Here is a 13,261-nt window from a genome sequence, read left to right on the forward strand (position 1 = left end):
CCCCATTTTTTAAGCATATTAAGAAGCAACGGCAGGTAAGTTTGTGCAGATGCAAAATCCTAAAGTGACCGTCTCGGTCATCACCTACAATCAGGCAAAGTATGTGGAAAAGGCGCTGCAAAGCGTCCTCAGCCAGGAGGTGGATTTCGCTTATGAAATTCTGATCGGAGATGACTGCTCAACGGATGGCACAAGGGAGTTGCTAAAGCAATTTCAGCAATCCTTTCCTGATCGTATCCGGCTTTTTCTCCATGAAAAAAAGTACCAGGGCGTACCGGGAAAACTCAGCATTGTCACAAACCTGGAAGCCGCAAAGGGAGAATACATAGCATTGCTTGATGGGGACGATTGGTGGGAAAGCAACAATAAACTCCAGGTACAGGCTGATTTCCTGGACCAGCATCAGGACTTCGCGCTCACCTTTCACAATACCAGCTTTCTGTGGGAAGAGAACCTGCATCCTGCATGGAGTTACAATGATCGCTACCACCATTATGGGAAAACAGCCGGATTCACCCACCAGGAGGTTGTGGCAGGATTGGATATAAATTCCTCCTCTATGATGTTCAGGCTCAGTGCTTTACTGCCAATCCCGGAGTGGTACTGGCAGGTGTATAATGGCGATTATGCAATGGCGCTGCTAACCTCCCGTCATGGCAAAGTGAAGTATTTCGAGGGCCTCACCTGCTGTTGTTTCAAGAATACCAGCAGCATGACGAGGGTAAGCGAGAATTCGCTGTGGGCCAATAGCATTATGATTAAACAAAACCGGGCTTTTAAGAAGCATTTTAAGCGGGAGTATGCACCGGTTTTCCAGCAGCGAATTGCTGATCTGTATTTTAAGCGTGGATTTATTCTTCGCAGAATAGGAAAGTATGCCGCTATGTCTGCAGCATTTGCAAGAGCCGCAGCCATTTCACCAACGACTGCCATTCACTACCTGAAGAAGAAATTCAACAATAACGGAATAAAGCAGCAGGTGTGAAAGTTAGTGTATCCATTATTACCTACAACCAGGAAAAATACATAGCTAAGGCCATTGAAAGCGTGCTGATGCAGGAAGTAGATTTTGACTACGAGATCATCATTGGAGACGATTGTTCAACGGACGGTACCCAAGCCATAATTGAAAAATACCGTCAGCAATACCCGGAGTTGATACGCTTTATAGCCCATAAGGAGCGCTATTCCGGAGTTCCGGGCCGCCTCAATTTAATCACGAATATTCAGGCTGCCAAAGGCGAATACGTAGCGCTGCTGGATGGAGACGATTACTGGCTGGACAAACATAAGCTCCAGCAGCAGGTAACGTTCCTGGACGAAAACCCGGATTACGTCATGTGTTTCCATGATGCCATCGTGGAGTCTGATGAAAACAACCTCAAGCCTTTTCTCTACAGCAAGCAATTGCGCCTGTCTCCGGGAATGGTCGTGGAGCATAATGAACTGGTTTCGCGGTGCCTCATACCTGCTTCCTCCACGGTTTATCGCAGAAGTGTACTCAGCGAAATACCGGAGTGGTTCTGGGAAGTATACAGCGGCACCTGGATATTGCAGATGCTGATCTCCAAAAAGGGACGCGTAAAATATTTCCATGACCTGAAGTACAGATATACTGTAAATAAAGGAAGCATTAGCCACAGGGATAAATTGTCGCTGGATGTGAATCGCATTAAGATCCGCCAAACGAAGACGCTGCAAAAGCATTTCCCGGAAGTGCCGGGTTCTGTTTTTCGCCATAAGCTTGCGGCCCTTTATTTCAGACGCGCCATCTTCGCCAGCCACAGGAAAGACTTTCTGCGGGTATTATTATACCTTCTTAAAAGCGCACTGATTAACAGAAAAGCATTTATGATTATGCTGAAGAAATACGGCAGCCGTGTAAACGGCAGAACTGGCGGTGCGATAGAAAACGGAGCACAGGAATAGAAATAGCGGGTTAATTCAATCATAGAATATTCCTCATTAAATTTAGAATTATAAAAAGGATGCTTCTACCCCTCCAATCTTTACCCGGCCGCTGATCCGGAACTATGCTACTTTTGAAAGCATGAAAACTGAAGGGCAAATGAAGAACACCCACATCGTTCTTGGCCTGATGAGCGGCACTTCTCTGGATGGGCTGGATGTGGCATTTTGCCGGTTTCGGTTTGATGGCCGCTGGCATTTCGAAATAGAAAAGGCCGAAACATTTAATTATACCGATGAATGGCGGCAGCGCCTGCAGGCACTCCCCTTTTCTTCTGCTCATGAACTGGCCCTGGCAGATGTAGCCTATGGCCGGTTGCTGGGCGAAGTATCACAGCAATTTCTTGAGAGATACAACCTCAGGCCGGAACTGATAGCATCTCATGGCCATACTGTTTTTCATGAACCGGAGCGGCATCTTAGCCTTCAAATCGGAGATGGGGCCGCCATTCATGCCCTGACGGGTTTGCCGGTGGTTTCCAATTTCCGCAGCCTGGATGTTCATTTGGGAGGCCAGGGAGCGCCATTGGTTCCTATAGGGGATAAACTTCTTTTCGCAGAATATGAATATCTCCTCAATCTGGGCGGAATCGCTAATATTTCATTTGAAAGAAATGGCGAAAGAGTGGCTTTTGATATCTGTCCATGCAATTTGCTGCTAAACAGGCTGGCACAGGAAGTCGACCGGCCTTATGATGAGGATGGGCGCATAGCCTCTTCAGGAATGGTCAAAGCGGAACTGCTAGATAAACTTGAGGAAGATGCATATCTGCGGCAGGCTCCACCTAAATCTCTGGACAAGACGGCTGTGGAGGGCCAGTTCTTTCCGCTGCTGTTGGAATCAGGTTTTGCTGAGAATGACAGGCTGGCAACGGTAGTGGAGCATATTGCAATTCAGGTAGGCAATTCGCTGGGACCCGGCTCAAAAGGAAAAAAAATGCTGGTAACCGGTGGAGGCGCTTTCAACCGGTTTCTCATAGACCGGCTGCGAACCCATTGTGAGGCTGAAGTAGTGGTGCCTGAAAAGTCTCTGGTGGAATTTAAAGAAGCGCTGGTGTTTGCATTTTTAGGGTTGCTGAGAATACAACAGCAGGAGAACGTCCTTAGCAGTTGTACAGGCGCCAGCCGAAACAGCCTGAGCGGAGCGCTGTGGGGGAAGCGCTGACGATAGGTATTACTTTTTTACCAGTGGAAGTTCCATTTCATCTACCATCCACCAGCCATCGTCATTCGTAAGGTGGATCCGTGCATTCGCTTTCATCCCGGTATGGGTGGTTTTTCCTTTGGGAAAGGCTTTGCAGGTAATCAGTATTTTGATGAATGCAGAACCTGAGTCACCCATTTGCAGATCCGTTACCCTTACGTCCTGCACTTCTATTGAAAAGTATGCATCAGAGAAATGAGTGAGGTACCGCTTCAGGTCTTTTCTCCTGGAAAACGTCAGGCCGTTGAATTTCAGGATTTTTGCAAAATGATACCATTGCTCATAATCCGGGTTCTGAAGCAGGTCCCTGGCCACTTGTGTCGCGGCGTCTACAACGTCTTCTGAATCATTTGGATGAAACTCTTCATAAGTGAAGCACATTTTCATCCCGGGTATGTCGTGGGCAATTACCTCCTGCTGCATCAGATCTTCGGTCATAAATCTGTACATTTCCTCCTCCGCCACTTCATGCAGCGAGTCCACTGCAATATTGTGTCTCTTCAGGAGCGACCGGAGTTTCCGCAATGAACTTTCAACATCCTTTGGCTCCAGATCTTTCAGTGGGACCAGATCCGGTTGGCCTATCACGTCAAATACTTTCCTGGCAGGCTCGTCTTCCATGCGCTGATGAAAGGACCGGATGTGATGCAGAAACTGCATTTCCACATCGGGTGGAAGTTCAGGGTTTCCCTCAATGAAAAAGGCCCCCAACTCCGCCTGGATCTTCAATTTTTCCACTTCAACTGCCTGACGCTGCTGTTCCATTCTGCTTTTTCCTTGTGGCATGTGTTTCACTGCGGTTTTTAATGAAGGGCAATTTAAGAAGAAGGCATGCGCTCCGGTTAATGGTTTTCAGGGATTTTGCCTGGTTATTACAAATGTTTCTGAATGGGATATTTTTAATTCTGGTGATCATGTTTTGAGGGTGATTGTGTTTTGCGGATGGGAGCGCTTGGGCTGCTTGCTATAATAATTTCATCCCTTCAGAATTTCCAAAAATTGATGAAAAAAATGGATGACAACATTTCCAACATTTCGATCCATACCCCCGGTTTCAACCGGGGGTATGAAGAATGCCGACCCATAACCGTTTCAACGGTTTATTGTAGCGGCTAACCCTTCACTCCCAACCCTTCAAGGGTTTTGCTGCAACAATATATGATATCAATTGGATTTAAAGCGCTGATTTTTAGTATCAACGCAACAATCGCCAGGATAGATTTTCTGTATTGAGTTTAATAGTATCTTTGATAACGACTTCCCCGGAATTCATTTTTTTCACACCTAACATTAAAAGATAACCCTTATGAAAAATATGAATTCTTTCTTACGGCTTTTCGCAGCAGTTTGTCTTATCGTTATCCAGGGCAAGTTTATTATCCAATGAAATATTTAATGTTCATACTCCTTTCATTCCCCTCCTGCCTATTGGCGCAGGAGGGGAATGTCTGGATTTTTGGGAGTAAAAACGGCCTTGACTTTAATACGGAACCCCCTACAGTTATAACCAATGGGGCATCGCTAGGTACGGCTTCTTGTGCCAGCTATTGTGACAGCCTGGGCAGGTTACTATTTTATTGTCTCGATGATTCGATATACAATAGGAATCATCAATTCATACCTGATGGGAAATTTGGACAGGAATCCGGTTCCTATTCCCAAGCCGCTATTATCCTTCCTGTTGTCGGCCAACCATCCCTGTATTATCTGTTTCTGGTAGATAATATTCTGGGCGGTGTTGGTGTTAAAAAGGACGGTGCTACCTATTCTGTTATAGACATGCGGTTGAATAATGGTTTAGGAGGAATTGCAACAAAGGAAGTACCTTTTTTTAAAAAAACCTGCCATAAAATCACGGCCATTCAGCATGTCAATCAAAAGGATTACTGGGTCATCACCCGGAGTGGGGACAGCCTCTTTGCCTTTCCAATTACGGAAGCTGGAATTGGCTCCCCCGTTACTTCCTATATGCCAGCCCTTGAAGGCATAGGAAATATAAAAGCTTCACGGGATGGGAAGATTTTGATCGAATGCAGTTCCACTTTTGACAGTTTTGTATATATCTACGATTTTGATCCGGGTTCAGGCGTTTTTTCCAATCAAAGCATCCTAGAGCAATTTATCCGTGAATTCAATCAAGAAACACTTTTCCGGTATCAGGATGCTACATTTTCACCCAATGATTCTTTACTGTATATTGTAGGATATGGTCATGATAATAAAGGCCAAGTCTATAGTTCAAACCGACAGCCTCTGGCCCAATACCAGCGTTATGCACCGGATATAAAATCTACCCGGCATTGGGTGTTTCCTCCTGCTAATGATGGGTTTGCTTCACTTCAACTTGCACCCAATGGAAAAATTTATGTCAACCCTATTGGGCATGACCACATGGCGGTGATCCATTCTCCTGACTCTATAGGGGAGGCCATGCAGCTAGAATTTCAGTATATTGACTATCCCCAAAACCAGTATAGCCGCTTTGCCTTCCCCAACATCATCAATGCCTATAAATCCGTTAAATTCCGCTACACCCAAAACTGCAGCTACAGATATCAGAATGTATCTGACACCCAGTTCTTCAGCACCTACACCTGGTTCTTTGCCGATCATTTTACCGGGATTACCGACAGCGTTGAAGGGTTTGCACCCTCGTATCAATTTTCGCGCACGGGGAAATACCTCGTGAAGCTGCGGGCCACCACGCCAGCGGGCTACAACCAGTGGTACAGTGACAGTGTGCTGTTTATTTCCCGCCCCCAGGCAACTTTTACCACAGAAGATACTACCGGCTGCCAGTGGTTGGGCTTCCGGTTTGCGGATGCATCCACCACCGATACCCTGGATACCACGCGCGGTGAAAGCTGGCTATGGCACTTCGGTGATGGCACCACCGGCACGGAACAAAATCCCACCCACATCTACACCGAAAACGGCAGCTATACCGTGAGCCTGATTTACAACAACGGCTTCTGTAGCGATACCATTACCAGAAAGCAGGTGGTAGAGATATTGCCTGCCCCCAAACCGGGCTTTTCGCTCAGTGCTGCTTCGGGCTGTGCGCCTTTCACTGCGCAAGTCACGGATCAATCGCAGGGGCAGGTAACGCACTATACCTACTACTACGGCCACCTCACCGGCCTTCATATTCCCGATCCGGAGATCAGCTTCCCCGAACCGGGCGATTTCTGGGTGCATCAAATTCTGCTCTCACCCACCGGCTGCATCACGCAAGATTCCGTGGCCGTGGATGTTTCAGATGGCTTCTCTGAAAATGACAGCATTCATACGGTGGTAGCCACGGTTACAGCCAGCCAGCATGTATCGCTGCAATGGCAGCCGCACCCGCTGGCCCGGCTCTACCAAGTGTTCCGGCTGGATGACGGCACTTTCACGGAGTTGGCAAAAACATCATTTACCGACTACACGGACCACGGTGCGCCCGTGGCAGCGCAGCCGGTAACCTACCGCATTACCGCCAGCGACAGTTGCGGCAAACAATCCTCTGCAGGCCGTGTGGCCACCACCATCCACCTTTCCGGAACCAGCCATGGCAATGAGTTCAACCTCATCCGCTTTTCGGCTTATGAAGAATGGCCCAATGGCGTTGGCCACTACACAATCGAGATTCAGCAGCCGGAGGGCACTTTCGATTCCGTAGCCTCTATGCCGCAACCCGTTGCAGATTACAAACTGGACTTCACACCCACAAACGGGCAATACCAAACCTGTTACCGCATAAAAGCCGTGAAGAAGGAGGGAAACTTTGTCAGCCTTAGCAACCGCCTGTGCCTGCCTTATCAGCCCACCGTCTGGGTGCCCACGGCCTTCAGCCCCAATGGTGACGGCTACAACGACACGTTCAGCGCCACCGCCATTGGCATCCATTCCTTCAAGATGGAAATCTACACCCGCTGGGGGGAGCAGGTATTTTCTTCAGGCGACCTTAACCAAAGCTGGGACGGCAGCATCAATGGAAAACCTGCACAGGCAGGCGTTTACCTCTACAAGTTGCGCGTATTCGGTAGCGACAATAAATACACAGAAAGCGAAGGGACGCTGTTGCTGGTGAAGTGAGTTTCCCCGTTCCGATTATATATAAGACCTTCAAGGTTTTAAAACCTTGAAGGTCTGAAGGCCGAATGGATCATCTCAGTTTTGTGAAGTTGCTATAAAGAAAAAATCAAGGATCTAACAATAACCTTATTTTCATTTCTTTAGATCTTTAAAACCTTAGTAGCACTGTAAATAGAAGTAAGCCAACCTTATTTTAGCTGCGTGAAACCACCTCATAAGCTTTTATTAATGAAGTTGGGAAAGACGGTCTCAAATATTTCCAATTAATTAAAAATAAAACCATATAACGATCCCATTAAATGTTATTCGATATTTAAATATTTATATTAATTTTTTAATTGCTCAAATTTTTTCTGCAATCCGGAGTATTGTTTTCCAGTTTCGGGTTGTAATGTCTTTTCCATAAAATTTCTCCAGCGCTTCCATTCCTTTAGGTGTGCTGGTGACAGACAAATCCAGTACGCTGCAAATTTCTTTTTCCCGCACGTTTATGATGCTGAAGGATTGATCTTCAGCAATCCAGGGAAGATTTAGCGATACTCCGTGAGGTTCTTTCAGAAAGGATACATAGAGGCGAATGTCATCGGTCACTTTCACTTCCTTAAAAGGATCAGCTTTGACCAGTTTAATGATCGCTTCTGCTTTGCGAACCAAAACCGGTATGGCAAAACCAAAAGCTTTTTCAAGGTGAGCGGCTATCTTTTTCTCGAGCTTTTCCTCCTGGCCCCCGGCTCCCTTGAATATTACGTTACCGGAGTTTAGCAGGGTAATTATATTCTCAAAACCAAGCCTTTCCATTTCCTGGCGGAGAAGCGCCATCGGTACTTTATGGTGCCCGCCTACATTGATGCCCCTGAGCAGTGCGATAAACGTTTGTGCCATCTTTTATTGCGTAATTAAAAGGCAAAGGAATGAAAAACGATAGGATTGCCCGGCTACTTTGCAGTTTTTGCAAGGTTCTCCATTACCCTTCTTTCTACCATCCGGCTTATCAGGTCAAAAGGAATGGGTTTATCAAGTGGAAATTGAATGGAACCTTTTCCTTGTTTATACTTTGAGAGTTCTTCAATAAACGCTTCGTGGCCTGATGGCGTGGCATAAAAACCAATATGATTTTTATAACCCGCAAAATATACGAGCGGTTTTCCATTGGTTTTGTAGCCAGGTATACCATAGCTGATGCCTTCAATACTATCCGGAGCTTTTTCTTTAATAATCGATCTGATCCTGTTCAGCAAGATCTGCACATTCCCGGGAAAATTGCTAATGTATTCATCTACAGATTTCATAATTAAAACTATTGGTTAGTTATTCCAAAGCATTCTTTTTTATTTCGCAAATATTTGCATTAATTTTAACAAAAAGGTGTTAGCAAGAAAGTTTTACCGCCCTCAATTCCGCACAAACCCTGAACTTCGCCCGCGAAAACACTATCCGAAAATAATGTTGACACGCCAAACGCCCGGTACTTACATCTTCGAAATAGACAATGGCGAGGTTATGCTCGTTGATAAACCGGAAGGGTGGACTTCGTTTGATGTGGTGAATAAGATTCGATACCGGGTGCCCTTCAAAAAGGTAGGCCATGCAGGAACCCTGGATCCGCTGGCCACGGGGCTGCTGATTGTTTGTGCCGGCAAAATGACGCGGCAGATCCACACTTTTCAGGGGCTTGAGAAGGTTTATTCCGGCACCATCATCCTTGGGGCAGAGACGCCCTCTTTTGACCGCGAAACGGAGGTGAGCCGCGAGTTTCCGGTGGCGCACATTGCAGAGGCAGATATTATTGCTGCGGCAAGAGCAATGGAGGGCACCTTGATGCAGCAGCCTCCTGATTTCTCGGCATTGCAGCAGGGCGGGCAGCGGGCCTATAAGCGAGCCCGAAAAGGCGAAGCAGTAGCATTGCAGCCACGCGAGGTGCATGTGGAATATTTCAGCATTACGGACGTGAAGATGCCGGAGGTGCATTTTGAAGTGAAGTGCAGCAAGGGTACCTACATCCGGGCGCTGGCGCGGGACCTGGGCCGCAACCTGCAAAGTGGCGGCTACCTGGGGAGCCTCAGGCGTACAGCAATTGGTGAGCATACGGTGGACGAGGCGCTGAGCATAGAGGCGCTGGCTCCGCGGTTGGAGGCATGGAGCGAACAGACGCGCATTATGCACGAACAATCGGAGGGAGATTAGCGGTTATTGCCCTAAATTGCCAGCCCTCACCGCTATGATTTTTATTACATGAAAATATTCAGAGGTTTAAAGGAACTACCCAGGATCACACGCCCCATCCTTACGGTGGGAACTTTTGATGGCGTACACATCGGGCACCGGCAGATCCTCGACAGGCTCAACACGATTGCGGAAGCAGAGCAGGGCGAAAGCATGCTGATGACTTTCTGGCCGCATCCGCGCATGGTGCTCAACCCGGATGATGATTCGCTGAAATTGCTGAATACGCTGGACGAGCGGGCCGGCCTGCTGCGTGAGGCTGGACTGAAAAACCTGCTTATCATTGAATTTACTATAGATTTTTCGCGCACCACTTCGCTGGAGTTTGTGCAGCAGATACTCGTGGATGCAATTGGTGTACATACACTGGTGATTGGTTACGACCATCATTTTGGGAAAAACAGGGAAGGCTCGCTGGAGCAGTTGGCAGCTCTGGCACCCAAATATGGGTTTGCGCTGGAGGAGATATCAGCACAGCAAATTGATGATGTAAACGTGAGCAGTACAAAGATCCGCAAAGCACTGGAAGCCGGACAAATTGAGCAGGCAAATGAATTTCTTGGCTATAGTTATTTTCTTCAGGGAACGGTGGCAGCCGGTGAAAAGCTGGGCCGCCAATTGGGTTATCCTACCGCTAATATCCAATTAAACGAACCATATAAGCTGATCCCGGCTGATGGCGTGTATGTAGCCGAAATAATCATTGGAAATGAAAGTTGGTACGGAATGCTGAATACCGGCCTTAACCCGACTATTGAAGGGAAAGGCCGCACCATTGAGGTGCATATCTTCAATTTTACGGATGACATTTACGGAAAGGAAATTTGTATACGCTTTCTTTACCGGATGCGGGATGAAATTAAGTTCGAATCAGTTGACGAACTGAAGGAGCAAATGGAGGCGGATCAGCACCATGCATTTGAATTGCTTGAAAAACACAAGACCTGAGATTTAAAAAAAATCCGGACTTTAGACACAAAGGCTTCAGGACTCAAAGTAACCCAAAGTTTTATTTTAAATACAAGTGTATTCACCCCAGGGAAGTAAAGTTTGCTGAAGCCATATTTTCTTTTTGGTAAAACTCAGAATTCAACAAAAGCAGGCAGGGATATTCATCATTAGAATCCTGCTTATTTCTTTTTCTTTGTTCGCAGATATTTGGCAAATTCGTCTGTCAATGTTTTTTTCCATAGCGGGAGTTTGTGAAGATAAGCTTCTCGGGCCATAAGGTGGGATGAAACCGGGGTGGTGAGAAGCAAAAATAAAATAATGAGAATCGCCTTAATAATAATAGGCACCGTATTAAAAAAAATACACGCCCCTATCAAAATCAGGCCGACCTTAAAGGTAACCGCCTTCGTTACCGCAGACATGCGCGTATAAACGTCAGGGAGCCGGAAGAGCCCCAGGGAAGCGACAAACATGAGGAACACGCCTGCATAAACAAATACTAAAACCAGGATCTCTTTCATTCTTCTTTTTTTCGGTATTTAATATAATAAGCAAAAGCAACAATAGCGAAAAAGCCGATCAGCGCCAGCACCAGTGCCACATCCAGCAGCAGCGGTTCATTTGAATAAATTGAATAAATGGCAATCACGCCAATCAGGTTGGCAGTCATCAGGTCGAAGGTGATGACCCGGTCTACGAACTGCTTACCATACATGAACCGGATCATTGTAATGAGAAATGCCACGATAAGAGCTAAAAAGGCAACGAGCAAAAGAAATTCAAAATAGTTCATCTTGTCATTTTTAGGATTCGTTTTTCAAAGCCCTCTTTTATTTGTCGTTTGGCTTCTTCAGGATCTTTATTGGGTACATTAATAATATGAAAAAAAAGAAATTTATGATCGTCACTTATTTCCAGCGTCAGTGTGCCGGGCGTGAGTGTAATGAGGTTGGCCAGCAGCGCAATTTCCACATCCGACTTTACCGTGAGTGGAAGCGCAAGTACGGCAGGTGTAAACTGAAGATCAGGAGTAATGACGTACCACACTATTTTTAAATTGCTTATAAATAATTCTTTTATAAAAAATATCATTAATAAAATAAAATAATAAAATTGGCGGAAATACTTTCTGCTATAAATAAAACTGGTGAGCCACAGAGATGTAAAGAAGCCGCAATAAATTGCAAATTCCCAAAGGCCAGCCATCACCGAATGTAATTCTTCATGAAGAAAAAAGCCGGTTATAATCACCACTAAGAGGTGGGCCACAAGTATTTTGAAACTATTCATCCGGTTGAAATTCTGGCTGCGTTAAAACTGCATTAATATATTCGTCAGGGTTCATTAATTGTTCTGCTGCCAGAGTGGAATAGTGCATTAACGGGCCAGAGAACAAACCAATAAAAATGGTGCAAAGTGCCAGAACAATGATGGGTGTAAGCATTTGCCAGTGAGATTTGAACAACACCGGCTCGCTGAATATCCGGTCGTTTTGCGTTGATGGATCACTTTTCCAAAAAGCAAAGTTCCAGATCTTGGTCATGGAAAATAAGGTAAGCAAACCGGTGATAATGGCCACTACCACAATGGTGTATTCCTGAATTTCAAAGCCCGCCTTTATGAGAATAAATTTAGACCAGAAGCCGGAAAGGGGCGGCAGTCCGGCAAGAGACAGAGCCGGGATGAGAAACAAAAGTGAAAGCAATGGAAAACTTTTATACAACCCTCCGATATATTCAAGTTCAGAAGAACCTTTAATTTTTTCTACAACACCGGATATCAGGAAAAGATTGGTTTTTACGATAATATGATGGATAATATAAAATATGGCTCCGGCCAGCGCCAGCGGGGTAAAAAGCGCCAGGCCCATCACCATATATCCTATCTGGCTGATAATGTGGAAAGACAGGATTCGCCTCATTTGATTCATGGCAACAGCGCCAAGCACGCCAGTAATCATCGTGAATCCTGCACCGGCCAGTAATATGGAATGCGTATAACTTACGTCATTCACAAAAATTAAAGTAAAAAATCTGATCAGCGAATAAACGCCCACTTTGGTAAGCAAACCGGCAAAAATGGCCGAAGTGGAAATAGGGGGCGTATGGTAAGAGGAAGGCAGCCAAAAGAAGACAGGAAACATCGCGGATTTCAGGGCAAAAGGAATCATGAAGAACACGGCAGCAACAGTGATCAAAGGATTTTCAGGATGCTCGCGGAAAAAGAGCGCTACATCTGCCATATTCAGGCTGCCGGTGATGCCGTATATCATGCCGGTTCCTGCCAGCAAAAAAGTGGAAGCAATGAAATTGAGCAGCATATATTTCACGCCTCCTACAAGCTGATCACGCGTGCCGCCCAGGGTGAGCAATACAAAAGAAGAGATCAGCATTACCTCAAACCAAACGTACAGGTTGAAAATATCTCCGGCCAGGAAAGCTCCGTTTACGCCCATCAGGAGGAAATGAAAAAGGGCAAAAAACCCGAAACGGTTGCGGGCTTTGTCCATATCCTGCAAAGCATAAATGTTCACCATCAATCCCATCAGGCTGGTAATGCCCACCATCATGGCTGAGAATATATCCGCCACCACAGAAATACCAAAAGGCGCCTGCCAGCCGCCTGACTGCACAATCAGGATCCGGTGTTCTTCAACCATAAAAAATAAATATACAGAAGCCGCAAAAAGGATAATACTTCCGGCCATTGAAATTATTTTTTGCCATTCTTTATTTTTAAATAAGAGCAGGCAGCCAACGGCCGTCAGAAAAGGAAGAAGAATTGGGGCGAGTATTATTGCCTGCATTATTCGTTTAAGGCTTTAATTTCAGTTTTATT

Annotated in this window: 13 protein-coding genes; 6 read left to right on the plus strand and 7 right to left on the minus strand. The window is 45.9% G+C overall.

What is annotated here, in order from left to right; translation table 11 throughout:
• The first annotated feature begins 49 nt into the window (after nucleotides 1-49).
• The 3 genes from WD077_06845 (at nucleotide 50) to WD077_06855 (ending at nucleotide 3,133) form a co-directional block, all read left to right on the plus strand.
• On the plus strand, nucleotides 50-985 hold the full coding sequence (locus tag WD077_06845; GenBank protein MEX0966937.1) for a glycosyltransferase: 936 nt from the start codon (nucleotides 50-52) through the stop codon (nucleotides 983-985).
• Complete coding sequence (locus tag WD077_06850) at nucleotides 982-1,929, plus strand: glycosyltransferase (protein ID MEX0966938.1); 948 nt, start codon at nucleotides 982-984, stop codon at nucleotides 1,927-1,929. Before WD077_06845 ends, WD077_06850 begins: the two co-directional genes overlap by 4 nt.
• Before the next feature lie 139 nt (nucleotides 1,930-2,068).
• Entirely contained in the window at nucleotides 2,069-3,133 is a 1,065-nt protein-coding gene (locus WD077_06855; GenBank protein MEX0966939.1) for an anhydro-N-acetylmuramic acid kinase, read from the plus strand.
• A 9-nt stretch (nucleotides 3,134-3,142) separates the two neighbouring features.
• Here the strand turns inward: WD077_06855 and WD077_06860 are convergent, their stop codons facing one another.
• Nucleotides 3,143-3,958 carry a hypothetical protein gene (locus tag WD077_06860; protein ID MEX0966940.1) on the minus strand — a complete coding sequence of 272 codons (816 nt, stop codon included), beginning with the start codon at nucleotides 3,956-3,958 and terminating at the stop codon, nucleotides 3,143-3,145.
• A gap of 609 nt (nucleotides 3,959-4,567) precedes the next feature.
• On the opposite strand from WD077_06860, the gene WD077_06865 reads away from it, so the two are divergent.
• Nucleotides 4,568-7,249: a PKD domain-containing protein gene (locus tag WD077_06865; protein MEX0966941.1), complete on the plus strand. Its 2,682-nt coding sequence runs from the start codon at nucleotides 4,568-4,570 to the stop codon at nucleotides 7,247-7,249.
• Nucleotides 7,250-7,591: 342 nt separating this feature from the next.
• Here the strand turns inward: WD077_06865 and WD077_06870 are convergent, their stop codons facing one another.
• Nucleotides 7,592-8,131 (minus strand): DUF1697 domain-containing protein, encoded by a 540-nt coding sequence (locus tag WD077_06870; GenBank protein MEX0966942.1) that lies wholly within the window; start codon nucleotides 8,129-8,131, stop codon nucleotides 7,592-7,594.
• A 53-nt stretch (nucleotides 8,132-8,184) separates the two neighbouring features.
• Complete coding sequence (locus WD077_06875; protein MEX0966943.1) at nucleotides 8,185-8,538, minus strand: DUF1801 domain-containing protein; 354 nt, start codon at nucleotides 8,536-8,538, stop codon at nucleotides 8,185-8,187.
• A gap of 154 nt (nucleotides 8,539-8,692) precedes the next feature.
• On the opposite strand from WD077_06875, the gene truB reads away from it, so the two are divergent.
• Nucleotides 8,693-9,433 carry a tRNA pseudouridine(55) synthase TruB gene (truB, locus tag WD077_06880; GenBank protein ID MEX0966944.1) on the plus strand — a complete coding sequence of 247 codons (741 nt, stop codon included), beginning with the start codon at nucleotides 8,693-8,695 and terminating at the stop codon, nucleotides 9,431-9,433.
• Nucleotides 9,434-9,481: 48 nt separating this feature from the next.
• Nucleotides 9,482-10,420, plus strand: coding sequence for a bifunctional riboflavin kinase/FAD synthetase (locus WD077_06885; protein MEX0966945.1), 939 nt, complete (start codon nucleotides 9,482-9,484; stop codon nucleotides 10,418-10,420).
• A 182-nt stretch (nucleotides 10,421-10,602) separates the two neighbouring features.
• On the opposite strand, the gene mnhG is transcribed toward WD077_06885, so the two are convergent.
• Genes mnhG through WD077_06905 form a run of 4 tightly spaced genes read right to left on the minus strand, consistent with a single transcriptional unit; the run spans nucleotide 10,603 to nucleotide 13,229 of the window.
• The gene (gene mnhG, locus WD077_06890; protein ID MEX0966946.1) at nucleotides 10,603-10,944 is read right to left on the minus strand and encodes a monovalent cation/H(+) antiporter subunit G; all 342 of its coding nucleotides are present in this window, start codon (nucleotides 10,942-10,944) and stop codon (nucleotides 10,603-10,605) included.
• Entirely contained in the window at nucleotides 10,941-11,216 is a 276-nt protein-coding gene (locus tag WD077_06895) for a monovalent cation/H+ antiporter complex subunit F (protein ID MEX0966947.1), read from the minus strand. Before WD077_06895 ends, mnhG begins: the two co-directional genes overlap by 4 nt.
• Entirely contained in the window at nucleotides 11,213-11,713 is a 501-nt protein-coding gene (locus tag WD077_06900; GenBank protein MEX0966948.1) for a Na+/H+ antiporter subunit E, read from the minus strand. The genes WD077_06895 and WD077_06900 overlap by 4 nt, the downstream gene beginning before the upstream one ends.
• Nucleotides 11,706-13,229, minus strand: a complete 1,524-nt coding sequence (locus WD077_06905; protein MEX0966949.1) for a Na+/H+ antiporter subunit D — start codon at nucleotides 13,227-13,229, stop codon at nucleotides 11,706-11,708. The genes WD077_06900 and WD077_06905 overlap by 8 nt, the downstream gene beginning before the upstream one ends.
• Between the last annotated feature and the right edge of the window lie 32 nt (nucleotides 13,230-13,261).

It is taken from the genome of Bacteroidia bacterium (assembly GCA_040880525.1).
Classification (GTDB): Bacteria; Bacteroidota; Bacteroidia; order CAILMK01; family JBBDIG01; genus JBBDIG01.